This window comes from Geobacillus sp. PLS 41 (assembly GCF_056494105.1).
On the sequence record NZ_CM151395.1, the window covers coordinates 483,689 to 499,977 of the forward strand.

Consider the following 16,289-nt stretch of genomic DNA (forward strand, 5'->3'; position numbering starts at 1 on the left):
AACGAGACCTCTTCTTGAACTTGCTTCGTTACAGTCTTGCGCCGAGGAACCCAATTCCCCCGAATTCACTAGAAGACACAGGCGCAAAGTTGCTGCATTGAAACAACTTCTCTGCTGGTTTTCGTCGAAGAATCCCGCTTCTCTCCATTCACTTGCAGGACACAAGGTTGCTACTTTAGTTTGCTTCTCTGTAATCCTACCGAGGAACCTCACGTCTTCAAATTCCCTTGCAAGCGGCAGGCACAGACATAAAGCAACAGTGGAGCCTATCGGGATCGAACCGATGACCTCCTGCGTGCAAAGCAGGCGCTCTCCCAGCTGAGCTAAGGCCCCATATATCCGCTATCGGGAAGACAGGATTTGAACCTGCGACCCCATGGTCCCAAACCATGTGCTCTGCCAAACTGAGCTACTTCCCGCCAACGCGCTCGAGAGGATTCGAACCCCTAACCTTCTGATCCGTAGTCAGATGCTCTATCCAATTGAGCTACGAGCGCAAGTGCCGAGGGCCGGACTCGAACCGGCACGGTAGTGACCTACCCCAGGATTTTAAGTCCTGTGCGTCTGCCAATTCCGCCACCCCGGCTAAATGGGCAAATAAATGGAGCGGAAGACGGGACTCGAACCCGCGACCCCCACCTTGGCAAGGTGGTGTTCTACCGCTGAACTACTTCCGCTCGAATCAACATGCGGGTGAAGGGACTCGAACCCCCACGCCCGTAAAGGGCACTAGACCCTGAATCTAGCGCGTCTGCCAATTCCGCCACACCCGCAAATCAATTGTGGTGAGCCATGGAGGACTCGAACCTCCGACCCTCTGATTAAAAGTCAGATGCTCTACCTACTGAGCTAATGGCTCATAGTCAAGTATACACTCACAATGAACGATGTCCCTTCCTCTGCTAGCATATTCGAAGATGTCGGATGCGTCGGGACAACTCGAAGCAAATCCGAAGATGCTTCGCTCGTTGCTCTACCTACTGAGCTAATGGCTCATGGTTAGGATAACACTCTACAGCTTCGTTTCACTTTACCTGCCTCTTCCTCTCCCAGCCGATTCAAAGATGCCAAGTGCGTCGAGGCAACTCGAAGCAAACTCGAAGATGCAGCGCTCGTTACTGAGCTAATGGCTCATAGTCAAGTATACACTCACAATGAACGATGCCCCTTCCTCTGCTAGCATATTCGAAGATGTTGGATGCGTCGGGACAACTCGAAGCAAATCCGAAGATGCTTCGCTCGTTGCTCTACCTACTGAGCTAATGGCTCATGGTTAGGATAACACTCTACAGCTTCGTTTCACTCTACCTGCCTCTTCCTCTCCCAGCTGTTTCACAGATGCCTAGTGCGTCGAGGCAACTCGAAGCAAACTCGAAGATGCAGCGCTCGTTACTGAGCTAATGGCTCATAGTCAAGTATACACTCACAATGAACGATGTCCCTTCCTCTGCTAGCATATTCGAAGATGTTGGATGCGTCGGGACAACTCGAAGTAGATTCAAAGATGTAATACTCGTCACTGAACTAATGGCTCATAATAGGTGATGGTGGAGGATGACGGGATCGAACCGCCGACCCCTTGCTTGTAAGGCAAGTGCTCTCCCAGCTGAGCTAATCCTCCACAGGATTGCCTAGCGACGACCTACTCTTGCAGGGGCGCTGGCCCCAACTACCATCGGCGCTGGAGGGCTTAACTTCCGTGTTCGGGATGGGAACGGGTGTTTCCCCTCCGCTATCATCACTAGACAATCAACAGACAAGTTATATTATAATTAAATTTATTTATTTGTCAACTAGATCCTTGTTTTTGATTAGTGCTGTCATTTCAACGTGCTATCATAATATAACACGTTGGGAGTGGTTTGTCAACTCGACTTCCTGTGTTTGTTTTTCAACAAAACAACGACAACTATTTTTACATAAATGAAAAGCCCCCTGCTGCTTGTCTTTGCAGGGAGCGATCAAATTTATTTATGACGCATTTGCGGGAAAAGCAACACGTCGCGGATCGACGGTGAGTTCGTCAGCAGCATGACCAGACGGTCGACCCCGATGCCAAGCCCGCCTGTTGGCGGCATGCCGTACTCGAGCGCTTCAAGGAAGTCTTCGTCCATTTCATGTGCTTCATCGTTTCCTTGTTCACGCTCTTTCAGCTGCGCCTCAAAGCGTTGGCGCTGATCGATCGGATCATTCAATTCGGTAAAGGCGTTGGCATGTTCGCGCCCGACGATAAACAGCTCAAATCGGTCGGTAAAACGCGGGTCGTCCGGATTTTTCTTGGCCAACGGTGAAATTTCAACCGGATGGCCATAAATGAACGTCGGCTGAATGAGGTGAGACTCGACTTTTTGTTCAAAAAATTCGTTGACAATATGGCCAAACGTCATATGTGGAGCAACTTCCACTCCGTGTTCTTTCGCCAGCTCCCGCGCCTCTTCGTCGCTCATCTGCCGCCAGAAGTCGACGCCGACATATTCCTTGATCGCATCGACCATATGGAGGCGCCGCCACTCGGGCGTTAAGTCGACGACATGCTCGCCGTATTGAATTTTCGTCGTTCCAAGCACTTCAGTGGCAATGTGGGCGATCAAGTTTTCCGTTAGTTCCATAATGTCGCGGAAATCGGCGTACGCCTCGTACAATTCGAGCATCGTAAACTCCGGGTTATGGCGGGTGGAAATGCCCTCGTTCCGGAAAACGCGGCCGATCTCGTACACTTTTTCCAAACCGCCGACGATAAGCCGTTTTAAATGGAGCTCGATAGCGATTCGCATATAAAGCGTCATATCCAATGCGTTATGATGCGTAATGAACGGGCGCGCCGCAGCGCCTCCAGCCACAGCGTGCATCATCGGCGTTTCAACTTCCAAATAGCCACGGCTGTCAAGATACCGCCGCATCGATTGAATGATCAAACTGCGGGTGATGAACGTCTTTTTGCTCTCCGGATTCATAATTAAATCGAGATAACGCTGGCGATAGCGTTGCTCTATGTCTTTCAAACCATGGTATTTTTCCGGCAGCGGACGCAGCGCTTTCGTCAAAAATTCGTACGACGACACCTTGATGGAAAGTTCACCAACTTTTGTTTTAAACATTGTGCCGCGCACGCCGACGATATCGCCAAGGTCAGAGATTTTAAACAGTTCGTACTGCTGTTCGCCAACATCGTCTTGACGGACGTAAATTTGAATCTGCCCGGTGACATCCTGGATATGGGCGAACCCGGCTTTTCCTTTGCCGCGCTTTGTCATGATGCGGCCGGCGACGGCGACTTCAATTTGCTTTTCTTCAAGTTCCTCTTTCGACAAATCACCGTACAGTTCGAACAGTTCTTGCGCTTTATGAGTGCGCTCGAACCGTTTGCCAAACGGGTCGACACCCAATTCCTCAATTTTTTTCAGCTTTTCCCTGCGGACGCGCAGTTGGTCGTTCAATTCTTCATGACTCATACCTCATTCACTCCATTTAGCGATTTTTTACGAAAAATACTGCCAGCGCTCGCTGGCAGTCCTCCGCTGCATGAACGTCATCTCCGTTGTTTAAACGGCTTCGGCGTTCGCCGCTGCTTGGACTTCCGCTTCCTCCGCCACGCGAAGCAACAGTGCGGCCAGTTCGTCCCGCGTTTCACATTCATTGATGGCGTTGCGGATTTTCGCTGCGCCGCGAATGCCTTTTAAATACCAAGCAGCGTGTTTACGCATTTCTTTGACGGCGATATATTCGCCTTTTAAGGCAATTAATCGGTCTAAATGCAGCAGGCAGACATCGATTTTTTCCCTCGGCGTCGGTTCCGGGATGAGCTCTCCAGTTTCTAAATAACGGACAGTGCGATAGATCATCCAAGGGTTTCCAAGCGCCGCCCGTCCGATCATGACGCCGTCGACCCCTGTTTCTTCAAGCATCCGCTTTGCATCTTGAGGCGTTTTGACATCTCCGTTGCCGATAACCGGGATGTTGACGGCTTCTTTCACTTGCTTGATGATGTTCCAGTCCGCTTTTCCTTCATACATTTGCACCCTTGTCCGTCCGTGGACGGCGACGGCCTTCCCGCCGGCGCGCTCAACGGCTTGAGCGTTTTCGACGGCGTAAATGTGCTTTTCATCCCAACCGATCCGCATTTTCACCGTGACCGGTTTTTCAACGGCATCGACGATCGCGGCAACGACATCATAAATTTTATTCGGGTCAAGCAGCCATTTCGCTCCAGCGTCGCAATTCGTAATTTTCGGCACTGGGCAACCCATGTTGATGTCGATGATATCTGCATTCGTATTTTTATCGACAAATTTCGCCGCTTTGACGAGCGTTTCTTTCTCGCCGCCGAAAATTTGCAAGCTGATCGGCTTTTCCCGTTCATCAATATATAACATGTTTAACGTCTTTTCGTTGTTGTATACGATTCCTTTGTCGCTTACCATCTCGGCGCATACAAGCCCGGCGCCGAATTCTTTGACGGTCAGGCGGAACGCGGAGTTGCATACGCCTGCCATCGGAGCGAGCACGACGCGGTTTTTAATTTCGACATCGCCAATGCGAAACATCGCAGATGCCTCCTTTCTACTTGTTCGATTCGAGTTTCGGCGGCGCCAGTTCTTCCACCGATATATTCAGCCGTTCGGCGATTTGTCCAACGAGCGAATCGGACGGCATCCGGTTCCCCCGTTCAATTTCACCAAGGATCGATACGGAAATGCCTAGTTCTTTCGCCAGTCTTTCTTGCGTATATCCTTTCAACTTTCGAAAAGCGCGAATACGTCTTCCCCATCTTTCCGCTTCCATACATGAACTCCTTTTTTGTCAGGTAGTCGGCCAATGATGTCGATTAACGGCTCGGAAAGGTTCGGTATTGCCACGTGGGAGTTGACTTCAAACAACGGGATGAGCACGAACGCCCGCTCCGCCATGCGCGGATGCGGGATCGTCAGCTGCTCTGTTTCAATATTTTCATGATTATACAGCAAAATGTCAAGGTCTAACGTCCGTGGTCCCCAGCGAATTTCCCTTTTTCTTCCAAGTTGTCGTTCGATTTGCTGGGTCACGTCAAGCAAGGCAAACGGCGACAACGTGGTCGCCACCTCGATCACCATGTTTAAAAACTTGCCTTGGTTGACATAGCCGACCGGATCGGTTTCATAAATCGATGAGCTCGATGTGATAAAAATTTCCTGATGATGATGGAGCGCTTCAATGGCAGAACGCAAATAGGAAACACGATCTCCGAGGTTGGAGCCTAAAGCGAGATATGCGATGTTTTCCATTTAACGACCCCTATCAATTTCGACTGCGACATGTTGATAATGGCCGCGAATCGGCGGATTCGGCTTCGTCACTTTGACAATGCAGCGCTCGACAACAGGAAAGGCAGCGAGCAAGTCGGCGGCGATCGCTTCAGCGACCGCCTCGATCAAGGCGAACGTCCGCTCCTCAACGATCGCCCGGCAGCGCTCGTACACATCGGCGTAGTTGACGGTATACTCAAGACAATCGCTCCGCCCGGCAGGCTGCAAGTCGAGCTCCAACGTCACATCGACCAAAAATCGCTGGCCGAGGATGTTTTCTTCGCGAAACACCCCGTGGTAGCCGTAAAACTCCATGCCTTGCACATAAATTTTATCGATGACCGCTCTCTCCCTTCCCAAGCATAGCATCCATCATTTTGGCCATGCGGGCAATCGGCAATACATCATGGACTCGGACGATGTGCACCCCTTTCATGATGCCGAGACAAACGGTCGCTCCTGTTCCTTCGACCCGCTCCTCGACAGGCACGCCGAGCACATGGCCGATAAATCGTTTGCGCGACGTGCCAAGCAAAAGCGGATAGCCGAGAGCGGCAAATTCATCAAGGCGCCGCATCACCTCCAAGTTATGCTCGACCGTCTTGGCGAAGCCGATCCCCGGATCTAAAATAATGTTCTCATCTTTCACACCCGCCTCTTTGACAATGCGAATGCTTTCTTTCAAATCGGCGATCATGTCGGAAATCAAATCGCGATAGGCCATATCGCGGCGGTTGTGCATTAAAATGATCGGCGCGCCGTACGTGGCGGCGACGCGGGCCATATCAGGGTCCGCCTTGGCTCCCCAAACGTCGTTGATGATGTGCGCCCCGGCTTCCATGGCTTGCCGCGCCACTTCCGCTTTGTACGTGTCAATTGAGATCGGTACACTCACCGCCTTAGCAATCGCTTTTACCGCCGGAATGACGCGGCGCAATTCTTCATCAAGCGGCACTGGATCCGCCCCCGGACGAGTTGATTCACCGCCGATGTCAATGATGTCTGCTCCTTCCGCCACGAGCCGCTTCGCGTGCTTGACCGCGTTTTCCACGTCGTAAAACCGGCCGCCGTCGGAAAACGAATCGGGCGTGACGTTGACAATGCCCATGATCAACGTTTTTTTGTTTAAGTCAAGCTCATGCCCGCGGCATTGAAGCCGAAGAGGGCGCATCGATGTTGTCATCAGTCGTTCATCCTTTCCGCCAATTCGTTCCTCGTCCATAACCGATGGGTCAAGCGTCGGTAATGGTGCTGCAAGGCCCGGACCACCGGACCATTTTTTCCTTGGTAAACGCAATGGCCAATGCGGCAAAGGGGTACAATTTCCTGCACAGAGTTGGTGATAAATGCTTCATCAGCCTGCAACAAATGGGACAGCGGATATACCCCTTCTTCAACTGGGATGCGCAACTGCTTGAGCAAAGCAATGATGAATTGTCTTGTGATGCCGTTTAATATGCCGACAGCCGGCGCTGGCGTGTAGACGATGCCGTCTTTCACCCAAAAAATATTGGAAACGATCCCCTCCGCTACCGCACCATCTGAATTCAAAAAAATTCCTTCCGCATGAGGTCGATGTCCGAGCTCCCATTTCCCAATCATATTGTTTAAATAATGGTGCGACTTTAGTCGCTCATTGCCTTCCGGGCTGTTTCGCCTTGCCGCGAGCACCACCCCTTCTTTTCCTTCCGGAGGGACGGGCGGCGGAAGCGGCTTCATATAGACGATGACGGTCGGGTTTCGGTAACGTTCGATCGGCAAGCCGAGATCGCCGACCCCGGCCGATACATTGAAGCGCACATAAGCGTCGCGCAAGCCATTGGCCTCGAGCAACTGCTCGATGATCGCCACCGCTTCGGCGCGGCCGAACTGCCTTTCGATGTGAAGCTCAGACAGCCCTTTGTTCAATCGGGCCAAATGATCGTCAAGCAAAAAAGGGTGGCCGCTATACGTGCGGAATGTTTCAAATAAGCCAAGCCCATATAAAAAGCCGTGATCAAACGCTGATAACTGCGCTTCTTCGCGCGGAACGACCGCGCCGTTGATATACACGTACATGACTGTCACGCCTTTTTATACGTGTTGATAAAGTTTTTCAACAGTTGCATCCCATGGCTTGTCATAATCGATTCCGGGTGAAACTGCACGCCTTCCACCGGCAGCGTTTTATGGCGAATCGCCATCACTTCATCCTCTTTCGTCCAAGCCGACACGACGAAACAGTCCGGAAGCGTCTCTTTCTCGACGATAAGGGAATGGTAGCGCGTTGCCGTAAACGGGTTCGGCACGCCGCGGAAAATCGTTTCCCCGTCATGGTAAACGGACGACGTTTTCCCGTGCATCAGCCTTGGAGCGCGGACAACGCGGCCGCCAAACGCCTGGGCGATCGCCTGATGGCCGAGGCAGACGCCAAAAATCGGGATGCGGCCGGCGAAGCGATCGATGACTTCCAGGCTGACCCCTGCCTCATTCGGTGTGCATGGACCGGGGGAAATCATAATAAAATCAGGGCGGAGTCGTTCGATTTCAGCCACCGTAATTTCATCATTCCGTTTGACAATCAGCTCTTCTCCCAACACGCCCAAATATTGCACCAAATTGTACGTAAATGAATCGTAGTTATCAATCATGACGATCATCATTCTCACCTCATGCTCGGAAATAATGCCTCTGCTTCGCTCAGCTCTTTCGCTTTCCAAAGGGCAGCCGCTTTCTTTACACATTCCTTGTACTCATGCTCTGGGTTGGAATCGATGACGATGCCCGCTCCTGCTTGTACATGCGCCAATCCGTCTTTGACGACCATCGTTCGAATGGCGATGTTTAGCTCCATATTCCCTTGAAAATCGATCCAGCCGATCGAACCGGTGTACAAACCGCGGCGAACCGGCTCCAATTCTTCGATGATTTCCATCGTCCGCACTTTCGGAGCGCCGGTGATCGTTCCGCCGGGAAACATCGCACGAATAACAGAAAACGCATCATGTTCCGGAGCCATGATGCCGGATACGTGGGAAACAATATGCATCACATGCGAATACTTTTCCACCGTCATCCACTCATCGACACGCACCGTCCCATAGACACAGACACGCCCAAGGTCATTCCGCTCAAGATCAACGAGCATGGCGTGCTCGGCCCGCTCTTTTTCGCTGGCTAGCAGTTTGCGGGCGATTTGCCCGTCTTCCGCTTCCGTGCGTCCGCGCGAGCGGGTTCCGGCTATCGGGCGTGTTTCCAGCCGTTCTCCCTGCTTGCGGACGAGCAGCTCCGGCGAGCCGCTGACGACTTGAAATTCCGGGGTATGCAAATACGCCATGTAAGGGGACGGATTCAGCATCCGCAACTGCTTGTAGACGGCAAATGGATGCGTCACCAGCGGCTGCGACTGACGCACCGATAAGTTGACTTGAAACACATCGCCCGCCGCAATATAGCGTTGTACGCGGCGAACCGCATCCATAAACCTCTCTTTTGTCATTGAAACAGACGGCGCAGCTGTCGAGGCAGCAAGCGGCCAGACCAGCGCTTCATTCCGATCCTCGAGCCACATCCGTGCATGCCGCGCAAGCCGCCGGTTTGCTTCGCTTTCCTCCCCTTCATTCGCGTAGGCAAGCAAATGAAGCTGTTCAGTTTGGTGATCATAAATCGCTACGTCGTCAAAGAGGAAAAAATACATGAGCGGCAGCCGCAAATCATCTTGCGCGAGCACCGGGAGCCGTTCCATATAGCGAACCGCATCATAGCTAATGAAACCGATCAGCCCGCCTTGGCAAGGCAACGACTCCCCCTCATCCGGCACGGCGAAACACCGAAGCCATTGCCGGAGCCCTTCGAGCGGCGAGCCATCCAGCACCGTTTCAACCCCGCGCTGCTTGATGATGAGCCGCCGCTCGTCAGCGCGGATCACTCCGATCGGGTCAAGGCCGATAATGCTGTACCTTCCCCCTTGGCCGCTCTCAAGCAACACATGATGAGGCCGGCTATAGGCCAGCTGTTCGTACTGGCGGAACCAATCCCGTCCGCGATAATCGATAGTTCGTTTCAGTCGCCTGCGCCGCTGTTCCATCCTCGTCAGCTCCTTACGATGTCCATAGTTACTTTATATTGTACAATGATTGTCCGTCTGGGTCACCATCCTCGTAAAAAAATTCGACAGGGTTGCCCCTGCCGAAAAAGTCTGCTTAGTCTTCAAATTGGTAAAGAGGCGTGCTCAAATAACGTTCGCCGTTGCTCGGGATGATGGCGAGCACTTTTTTCCCTTTGCCGAGCTCTTTCGCCACTTTCAATGCCGCATGAATCGCAGCACCGGACGAAATGCCGCCGAGAATGCCTTCCTCGCGAGCCGCGCGGCGGGCCGCCGCAAACGCTTCTTCCGTCGTTACCGTAATAACCCCATCGTAAATGCTCGTATCCAAAATATCTGGAACAAAGCCAGCGCCGATCCCTTGGATTTTGTGCGGGCCCGGTTTTCCTCCCGACAAGACTGGGGAATCGGCCGGTTCAACGGCGTAAATTTTAATGTTTGGGTAAGCTTCGCGCAACACTTTGCCTGCTCCGGTGATCGTTCCGCCCGTGCCAACGCCGGCAACAAACGCATCAAGCTGGTCGCCCATTTGCTCCACGATCTCTTTCCCGGTCGTCAAGCGATGGATTTCCGGGTTCGCCTCGTTTTTAAATTGCTGTGGCATAAAGTAGCCGTGCTCGCGGACGAGCTCTTCCGCCTTTGCGATTGCTCCGCGCATCCCTTGTGCACCCGGTGTGAGCACAAGCTCGGCTCCATACGCCCGCAGCAGGTTGCGGCGCTCCAAGCTCATCGTATCCGGCATGACTAATACCGCCTTATATCCTTTCGCCGCCGCGACCATCGCCAATCCGATCCCAGTGTTGCCGCTTGTCGGCTCAACGATCGTGTCGCCCGGCTTCAGCTTGCCCGCTTTTTCCGCCGCTTCAATCATCGCCAACGCAATCCGGTCTTTGACGCTGCTGCCCGGGTTCATAAATTCCAGTTTCAAATACACATCCGCGCTGTCTTCATCAACGATGCGGTTCAGTTTCACGGCCGGCGTATCGCCGATCAATTCGGTTATCGAGTTGACTGTGCGTGCCATTGTTCCACCTCTAATCCCCATTAATTTTATCGACTTTGTCTCCAATGTATCAACTATTGGCGTAATTGTCAATCATTTTACTGTTTTCATTCTTTTTTTGCGAGTTGTTTCAACTGTTCCAGCTCCGCTTTGTCGAAATGGTACGTTTCATTGCAAAAATGGCACGAAGCTTCCGCCTGCCCTTCTTTGTCGATGATGTCTTGGATTTCCTCGGGCCCTAGGCTGATAAGGGCATCAGCGATCCGCTCGCGCGAACAACGGCAGACGAATGACACCGGCATCGTCTCGAGCACACGGACGCCTCCATCTCCCAACAGTTGTTCGAGCAGCTGTTCCGGGCTGAGCCCTCTTTCGATCATGCGCGACACGGGCGGAATTTGTTTCAGCCGCTCTTCAATGCGAGTGATCGTGTTCTCCTCCGTCCCGGGCATCAACTGGATAATAAATCCTCCGGCGGCTCGGATGGTATGGTCGGGATTGACGAGCACCCCGACGCCAACCGATGACGGAATTTGTTCGGACGAAGCAAAATAATACGTAAAATCATCGCCAAGCTCCCCGGAGATAAGCGGCACTTGTCCGGTGAAAAAGTCGCGCAGCCCAAGATCCTTCACAACCGTCAACATCCCATTTTTGCCGACCGCCCGTGCCACATCAAGTTTCCCATGCTCGTTCAGCTCAAAATGTACATGTGGATTCGTTACATAGCCACGCACTTCCCCTCTGGCGTTGCTGTCAACTAAAATGACGCCGATCGGGCCGCCGCCGTCAATTTTAATCGTCAACGTTTCCTCGCCTTTCAGCATCGCTCCCATCATAACACCGGCGGTCAACGCCCGGCCGAGAGCCGCTGAGGCGGTCGGCCATGTTTGGTGGCGGCGTTGCGCCTCGGCGACAGTTTCCGTCGTTCTTGCGGCATACGCTCTCACTTGTCCATTGTAAGCGAGTGCTTTGACTAAGTAGTCTCCCATCTTCATCAAGCCTTTCATCCTTTTTTCTCGGTGTTTTTCTCGTACAACAATTTTAAGCCAGTCAGCGTCAAAAACGGATCAACGACATCGATGATGTCCGATTCGCTGGCAATGAGCGGAGCCAAACCGCCAGTAGCAATCACCTTCGGCGGGATTTTGCTTTTCGCCTTCATTCGCGACACGATGCCTTCCACTTGTCCGACATAACCGTATAAAATGCCGGCTTGCATGGCGCTGACCGTATTTTTGCCGATGATATCATCCGGGCGGGCGATTTCAATGCGCGGCAATTTCGCCGCCCGCGCGAACAGAGCCTCTGTCGAGATCATAATTCCCGGGGCAATGGCCCCTCCCATATATTGTTTATGTTCATTAATATAACAATACGTCGTCGCCGTGCCAAAATCGACGATAATCAGCGGACTGCCGTACAAATGGATGCCGGCGACCGCGTTGACAATCCGGTCGGCGCCCACCTCACGCGGATTGTCATATTTGATGTCGAGCCCGGTTTTAATGCCCGGACCGACGATGAGCGGTTTGATATGGAAATATTTTAGACACATGCGTTCAAGAGCAAACATAATCGGCGGCACGACCGAGGAAATGATGATGCCTCGAATGTCGGAAAACTGCAAGCCGACATGGTTCAAGAGCGCTTTGATCATCATGCCGTATTCGTCTTCCGTTTTCGAGCGGCTTGTTTCAATGCGCCAATGATGTTTCAGTTCGTCCCCGTCATACACCCCTAACACCGTGTTTGTATTGCCGACGTCCAATACAAAAATCATCGCTTCATTCCTCGCTTTTCCTCGATAAATTCCCATTCTTTATCATATCATACTTACGGGAAAAAAACTGTCCTTCTTTCCCTGGGCCGCCGGCAAAAAAAAAAGATGCCTCCGAACAGAGACATCGATTACTCCTCTTTCTTTTGGATGTTGATTTTCACATCGCCGTCGCTTTTGCCGGACTCCTCGCGCCCGTTCCGGTCTTTGGGCAGCGTGCCATGTTCGAACAAATGTTTAATTTGCTCCGCATCGAGCGTCTCGACTTCCAACAGCGTGTTGGCGATCAAATCCAATTTGTCCCGATGTTGGGTCAAAATTTGTTTCGCTTTTTCATAGCACTCTTTAATGATGCGCTGAATCTCTAAGTCAATTTCATAGGCGATTTTGTCGCTGTAGTTTTGCTCGTTGTGTAAGTCACGTCCTAAAAACACTTGCCCGCTCGGTTGGCCGAATTGAAGCGGACCAAGCTTTTCGCTCATACCAAACTCCGTCACCATCCGGCGCGCGATGTTTGTCGCCCGTTGAAAATCGTTGTGGGCCCCTGTACTCACTTCATTGAACACGATTTCCTCGGCAACGCGCCCGCCGAGCAGTCCGGTGATTTTATCCATCAGTTCGGCTTTCGTCATAAAGTAGCGGTCTTCTTTCGGCAGCATGACCGCATAGCCTCCGGCTTGGCCGCGCGGCACAATCGTCACTTTATGCACCATTTCCGCATCGGCGAGCACCATGCCGATGACCGTATGCCCAGCTTCGTGAAACGCGACGATGCGCCGTTCTTTTTCCGAAATGACGCGGCTTTTTTTCGCCGGTCCGGCAATCACCCGGTCCGTCGCCTCGTCGATGTCGCTCATATCAATTTTCTTTTTGTTGCGGCGCGCTGCAACGAGCGCCGCCTCATTCAGCAAGTTTTCCAAGTCGGCGCCGGAAAATCCAGGCGTCCGCATCGCGATCGTCTTCAAGTCAACGGATTCATCGAGCGGCTTGTTGCGGGCATGCACGCGCAGCACCGCTTCGCGCCCTTTGACGTCCGGGCGGTCGACGGTAATCTGCCGGTCGAAGCGACCCGGGCGCAACAGCGCCGGGTCTAAAATGTCCGGCCGGTTGGTGGCCGCGATAATAATGATCCCTTCGTTGCCGTTAAAGCCGTCCATTTCGACAAGCAGTTGGTTGAGCGTCTGCTCACGCTCGTCATGGCCGCCGCCAAGGCCGGCGCCGCGCTGGCGGCCGACGGCGTCGATCTCATCAATGAAGATGATGCACGGGGCATTTTTTTTCGCCGTCTCAAACAAGTCGCGCACCCGCGATGCCCCGACCCCGACGAACATTTCCACGAAATCCGACCCGCTGATCGAGAAAAACGGCACGCCCGCTTCTCCGGCAACCGCGCGCGCCAACAGCGTTTTCCCGGTTCCGGGCGGCCCAACGAGCAATACCCCTTTCGGAATGCGGGCGCCAAGTTCCGCAAACTTGCGCGGATCTTTTAAAAACTCGACGATTTCCACCAACTCTTCCTTTTCCTCATCTGCCCCAGCCACATCGCGGAAGCGGACTTTCCGCTTGTCATCCGTATACAGCCGCGCCCGGCTTTTGCCGAAATTCATCACCCGGCTGCCGCCGCCCTGTGCCTGGTTCAAAAGGAAGAAGAACAAAATAAAAATAATAACAAATGGGATGATGGAAGTGAAAAACGTCACCCATCCGCTCGTTTCGTCCGCTGGCACGACTTCCACCCGCGTCCGCGCCGCCGCCGCATCGATGCGGTCAAGCACTTTGTCACTGTTCATGACGTAGGTGGAAAAGTACTGCCCTTCGCTATATGTTTTCAACTGGCCTTTGATTTCATATACGCCGCGCTCCGGCTTAATGGAAAACGACTTGACATCCCCGTTTTCCAGATGAGTGATGAACGCATCGTACGTCATCGGCTCCGTTCGCTGGTTCGTGCCGTTAAAAAAGCTGACGACGCCGATCACGACGAGGAAAATCAGCAAATAAAAGATGGTATTGCGGAAAATCCGGTTCATTTCTTGCCTCCTCCCATATGAAACACACTATACTCAATACTATCATAGAAATTTGTTTCAATACAAACAATTCGGCCGTCGCCCAGCAACCGTTCTACTTTTGGTACACTTCCGGCTTTAAGACGCCGATAAACGGGAGGTTGCGGTATTTTTCCGCGTAATCGAGCCCATAGCCGACGACGAATTCATCCGGGACGGTAAATCCGGTGTAATCGGCTTGAATGTCCGCCTTCCGTCCAGACGGCTTGTCAAGAAGCGTGACGATTTTGATCGAATTCGCCTTCCGGTAGCGAAACAAGTCGACCAAATAGCTGAGCGTCAGCCCACTGTCAATAATATCCTCAATGATCAAAATATCCCGTCCTTCGACGGAGGTGTTCAAGTCTTTGACGATTTTCACTTCGCCGGATGAAACGGTCGCATTGCCATAGCTTGATACGTCCATAAAATCCATTTCTAAATATGTATCAATATGTTTGAGCAAATCGGCCATAAACGGCATCGCCCCTTTGAGAACGCCGACAGCGAGCGGAAAACGGCCTTCATATTCTTTCGTTAACAAACCGCCGAGTTCTTTGACTTTTGCCTGAATTTCCTCTTCAGTGATCAACACTTTTTGAATATCGTCTTTCATCCCCATCTTATTTTTCCTCCTAGCTGTTCATCGCCTGATATTGCAGCAAAATATAGCGAGCTTGCCCACGGTTTTGCGCTTCGAAAGCCGATTTTTTCAAGCCAGGCACCCAAAGGATGCGACCGTCGGCATCTTCGACAATCGGCCAGCGATCCCTTTCCATCCGCGGAATTTTTGCTTCAATGAAAATTTCTTTCAATTTTTTCGTGCCTCCCGTCCCCTTGAGCACCATCCGGTCGCCGCGCCGACGCGTCCGCACGCGGAGCGGCAAGGAGACGGAAGCAGGATCCACGACGAACCAATCATTCCCGGCCTGCTTTCTTGGATAGTGTTCCCCAAATTCACTGATGATTGCATAGCCGTTTGGGAGGGGCAATAGCGCCGGAACCGGCAGTTCAAACCAATAGCCTTTCTCGCCGCTTTCTGCGTCAAAAGTAAACAAACAGCGGTCGTACGAGCGAATCACTTTGAGCCCTTTTGGCAAATCGATCATTCCGGAAGGGCGGCCGCGCTCACAAAGCATCAGTATATGGCCGATATGTACGGAAGTCAATGTCGGCGGAACGCCGCCATAAAGACGGAGAAGCAACAGCTGCAGCACCCGGCGCTGCAGCGGTCGCGGCAGCTCCAAAAATGGTCCGATGGAAAGCGCCGCATCGCGATGTTGTTTTTCCATTACTTTATTCAGCGCGTCCGCGGCTAATTCCTCCAAAAATTGCTCATCTTCCGCCATCATTTCGCTGTATTGCTGAAACCGCTCGTGCAGGCGCGGATTTTCCTGCCGCAGCAACGGGACAATATGATGGCGGAACCGGTTGCGCGTATAATCGTCTTTTTCATTGCTCGGATCGCAGCGTGGAGACAGCCCCATCTGCCGGCAATACGCTTCAATCTCCGCCCGGCTGACAGCCAAAAACGGACGGATGAGATAGCCGCCGTGAAACGGCCGTTTGACGGGGATACCAGCGTATCCTTTGCTTGTGCTGCCGCGCACAAGCCGCATTAAAATCGTCTCGACTTGATCGTCGCCATGATGGCCTACGGCGACGTACCCCGCTTGATGCTTTTCCATCAGTTCGGCAAAAAAGCGGTAGCGGCAGATCCGCGCCGCCTCTTGGGCGCCGAGACCTGCGCTGCGCTGAAAGGCCGGGACGTCGATTTGCGCAGTCTCACATAAAATACGGCGCTCCACGCAAAAACGTTTCACAAACTCCATCTCTTCTTCTGACTCCCGCCCACGAAACATATGGTCAACATGGGCCGCTATGACCTGAAGCTTCCATTCGTCGCGCAGCGACAAAAAAACGTGCAGCAACGCAAGCGAATCCGGGCCTCCGGAGACGCCAACGATGACGGCCGCTCCTTCTGAAAGCAGTTGATGCCTGTGGATAAAGGCGCGCACTTTGTCGATCATCCGAGCCAACCTCTTTGCGTTTCTTTCAGCTTCATCGTAACACGTCCGCCCTGTTTTCTCAA

15 protein-coding genes, 8 tRNA genes and 1 rRNA gene are annotated in these 16,289 nt (G+C 52.6%); all 24 read right to left on the bottom strand.

The window, feature by feature from the left end; genetic code table 11:
* Positions 1 to 260: 260 nt before the first annotated feature.
* Positions 261 to 333 (bottom strand) — tRNA-Ala (locus ACVX3G_RS02300).
* Between the two features lie 12 nt (positions 334 to 345).
* Positions 346 to 419, bottom strand: a tRNA-Pro gene (locus ACVX3G_RS02305).
* 4 nt (positions 420 to 423) lie between these two features.
* Positions 424 to 497 (bottom strand) — tRNA-Arg (locus tag ACVX3G_RS02310).
* 3 nt (positions 498 to 500) lie between these two features.
* Positions 501 to 586, bottom strand: a tRNA-Leu gene (locus tag ACVX3G_RS02315).
* Positions 587 to 602: 16 nt separating this feature from the next.
* Positions 603 to 677 (bottom strand) — tRNA-Gly (locus tag ACVX3G_RS02320).
* Positions 678 to 688: 11 nt separating this feature from the next.
* Positions 689 to 773 (bottom strand) — tRNA-Leu (locus ACVX3G_RS02325).
* A gap of 10 nt (positions 774 to 783) precedes the next feature.
* Positions 784 to 859: transfer RNA gene (locus ACVX3G_RS02330), tRNA-Lys, on the bottom strand.
* A 686-nt stretch (positions 860 to 1,545) separates the two neighbouring features.
* Positions 1,546 to 1,621, bottom strand: a tRNA-Val gene (locus tag ACVX3G_RS02335).
* A gap of 8 nt (positions 1,622 to 1,629) precedes the next feature.
* A 5S ribosomal RNA gene (gene rrf / locus ACVX3G_RS02340) occupies positions 1,630 to 1,746 on the bottom strand.
* Between the two features lie 221 nt (positions 1,747 to 1,967).
* Positions 1,968 to 3,452 (bottom strand): lysine--tRNA ligase, encoded by a 1,485-nt coding sequence (gene lysS, locus ACVX3G_RS02345; protein WP_011229589.1) that lies wholly within the window; start codon positions 3,450 to 3,452, stop codon positions 1,968 to 1,970.
* A 90-nt stretch (positions 3,453 to 3,542) separates the two neighbouring features.
* Positions 3,543 to 4,544, bottom strand: a complete 1,002-nt coding sequence (dusB, locus tag ACVX3G_RS02350; RefSeq protein WP_011229588.1) for a tRNA dihydrouridine synthase DusB — start codon at positions 4,542 to 4,544, stop codon at positions 3,543 to 3,545.
* A 16-nt stretch (positions 4,545 to 4,560) separates the two neighbouring features.
* A complete protein-coding gene (locus ACVX3G_RS02355; RefSeq protein WP_011229587.1) occupies positions 4,561 to 4,782 on the bottom strand; it encodes a helix-turn-helix domain-containing protein in 222 nt (73 codons plus the stop codon).
* Positions 4,734 to 5,261 (bottom strand): 2-amino-4-hydroxy-6-hydroxymethyldihydropteridine diphosphokinase, encoded by a 528-nt coding sequence (folK, locus tag ACVX3G_RS02360; protein ID WP_011229586.1) that lies wholly within the window; start codon positions 5,259 to 5,261, stop codon positions 4,734 to 4,736. Before folK ends, ACVX3G_RS02355 begins: the two co-directional genes overlap by 49 nt.
* Entirely contained in the window at positions 5,262 to 5,642 is a 381-nt protein-coding gene (gene folB / locus ACVX3G_RS02365) for a dihydroneopterin aldolase (RefSeq protein ID WP_013143971.1), read from the bottom strand.
* A complete protein-coding gene (gene folP, locus ACVX3G_RS02370; RefSeq protein ID WP_011229584.1) occupies positions 5,614 to 6,465 on the bottom strand; it encodes a dihydropteroate synthase in 852 nt (283 codons plus the stop codon). Before folP ends, folB begins: the two co-directional genes overlap by 29 nt.
* The gene (gene pabC / locus ACVX3G_RS02375; protein ID WP_011229583.1) at positions 6,465 to 7,340 is read right to left on the bottom strand and encodes an aminodeoxychorismate lyase; all 876 of its coding nucleotides are present in this window, start codon (positions 7,338 to 7,340) and stop codon (positions 6,465 to 6,467) included. The genes folP and pabC overlap by 1 nt, the downstream gene beginning before the upstream one ends.
* Before the next feature lie 5 nt (positions 7,341 to 7,345).
* Entirely contained in the window at positions 7,346 to 7,921 is a 576-nt protein-coding gene (gene pabA, locus ACVX3G_RS02380; RefSeq protein WP_014194585.1) for an aminodeoxychorismate/anthranilate synthase component II, read from the bottom strand.
* Between the two features lie 5 nt (positions 7,922 to 7,926).
* Entirely contained in the window at positions 7,927 to 9,348 is a 1,422-nt protein-coding gene (pabB, locus tag ACVX3G_RS02385) for an aminodeoxychorismate synthase component I (RefSeq protein WP_014194584.1), read from the bottom strand.
* A gap of 115 nt (positions 9,349 to 9,463) precedes the next feature.
* Positions 9,464 to 10,390 carry a cysteine synthase A gene (cysK, locus tag ACVX3G_RS02390; protein WP_011229580.1) on the bottom strand — a complete coding sequence of 309 codons (927 nt, stop codon included), beginning with the start codon at positions 10,388 to 10,390 and terminating at the stop codon, positions 9,464 to 9,466.
* Positions 10,391 to 10,476: 86 nt separating this feature from the next.
* On the bottom strand, positions 10,477 to 11,361 hold the full coding sequence (gene hslO / locus ACVX3G_RS02395) for an Hsp33 family molecular chaperone HslO (RefSeq protein ID WP_025039044.1): 885 nt from the start codon (positions 11,359 to 11,361) through the stop codon (positions 10,477 to 10,479).
* Between the two features lie 14 nt (positions 11,362 to 11,375).
* Positions 11,376 to 12,152, bottom strand: a complete 777-nt coding sequence (locus tag ACVX3G_RS02400; RefSeq protein WP_011229578.1) for a type III pantothenate kinase — start codon at positions 12,150 to 12,152, stop codon at positions 11,376 to 11,378.
* A gap of 128 nt (positions 12,153 to 12,280) precedes the next feature.
* Positions 12,281 to 14,179 (bottom strand): ATP-dependent zinc metalloprotease FtsH, encoded by a 1,899-nt coding sequence (gene ftsH / locus ACVX3G_RS02405; RefSeq protein ID WP_011229577.1) that lies wholly within the window; start codon positions 14,177 to 14,179, stop codon positions 12,281 to 12,283.
* A 94-nt stretch (positions 14,180 to 14,273) separates the two neighbouring features.
* Positions 14,274 to 14,819, bottom strand: a complete 546-nt coding sequence (hpt, locus tag ACVX3G_RS02410) for a hypoxanthine phosphoribosyltransferase (protein ID WP_012820458.1) — start codon at positions 14,817 to 14,819, stop codon at positions 14,274 to 14,276.
* Between the two features lie 13 nt (positions 14,820 to 14,832).
* Positions 14,833 to 16,227 carry a tRNA lysidine(34) synthetase TilS gene (gene tilS, locus ACVX3G_RS02415; protein ID WP_011229575.1) on the bottom strand — a complete coding sequence of 465 codons (1,395 nt, stop codon included), beginning with the start codon at positions 16,225 to 16,227 and terminating at the stop codon, positions 14,833 to 14,835.
* Between the last annotated feature and the right edge of the window lie 62 nt (positions 16,228 to 16,289).

What these genes read in the sequence shown, in the direction of transcription:
- lysS (WP_011229589.1), bottom strand. Translation starts at nt 3,452, where the DNA reads ATGAGTCATGAAGAATTGAACGACCAACTGCGCGTCCGCAGGGAAAAG.
- dusB (WP_011229588.1), bottom strand. Translation starts at nt 4,544, where the DNA reads ATGTTTCGCATTGGCGATGTCGAAATTAAAAACCGCGTCGTGCTCGCT.
- ACVX3G_RS02355 (WP_011229587.1), bottom strand. Translation starts at nt 4,782, where the DNA reads ATGGAAGCGGAAAGATGGGGAAGACGTATTCGCGCTTTTCGAAAGTTG.
- folK (WP_011229586.1), bottom strand. Translation starts at nt 5,261, where the DNA reads ATGGAAAACATCGCATATCTCGCTTTAGGCTCCAACCTCGGAGATCGT.
- folP (WP_011229584.1), bottom strand. Translation starts at nt 6,465, where the DNA reads ATGACAACATCGATGCGCCCTCTTCGGCTTCAATGCCGCGGGCATGAG.
- pabC (WP_011229583.1), bottom strand. Translation starts at nt 7,340, where the DNA reads ATGTACGTGTATATCAACGGCGCGGTCGTTCCGCGCGAAGAAGCGCAG.
- pabA (WP_014194585.1), bottom strand. Translation starts at nt 7,921, where the DNA reads ATGATCGTCATGATTGATAACTACGATTCATTTACGTACAATTTGGTG.
- pabB (WP_014194584.1), bottom strand. Translation starts at nt 9,348, where the DNA reads ATGGAACAGCGGCGCAGGCGACTGAAACGAACTATCGATTATCGCGGA.
- cysK (WP_011229580.1), bottom strand. Translation starts at nt 10,390, where the DNA reads ATGGCACGCACAGTCAACTCGATAACCGAATTGATCGGCGATACGCCG.
- hslO (WP_025039044.1), bottom strand. Translation starts at nt 11,361, where the DNA reads ATGGGAGACTACTTAGTCAAAGCACTCGCTTACAATGGACAAGTGAGA.
- ACVX3G_RS02400 (WP_011229578.1), bottom strand. Translation starts at nt 12,152, where the DNA reads ATGATTTTTGTATTGGACGTCGGCAATACAAACACGGTGTTAGGGGTG.
- ftsH (WP_011229577.1), bottom strand. Translation starts at nt 14,179, where the DNA reads ATGAACCGGATTTTCCGCAATACCATCTTTTATTTGCTGATTTTCCTC.
- hpt (WP_012820458.1), bottom strand. Translation starts at nt 14,819, where the DNA reads ATGGGGATGAAAGACGATATTCAAAAAGTGTTGATCACTGAAGAGGAA.
- tilS (WP_011229575.1), bottom strand. Translation starts at nt 16,227, where the DNA reads ATGATCGACAAAGTGCGCGCCTTTATCCACAGGCATCAACTGCTTTCA.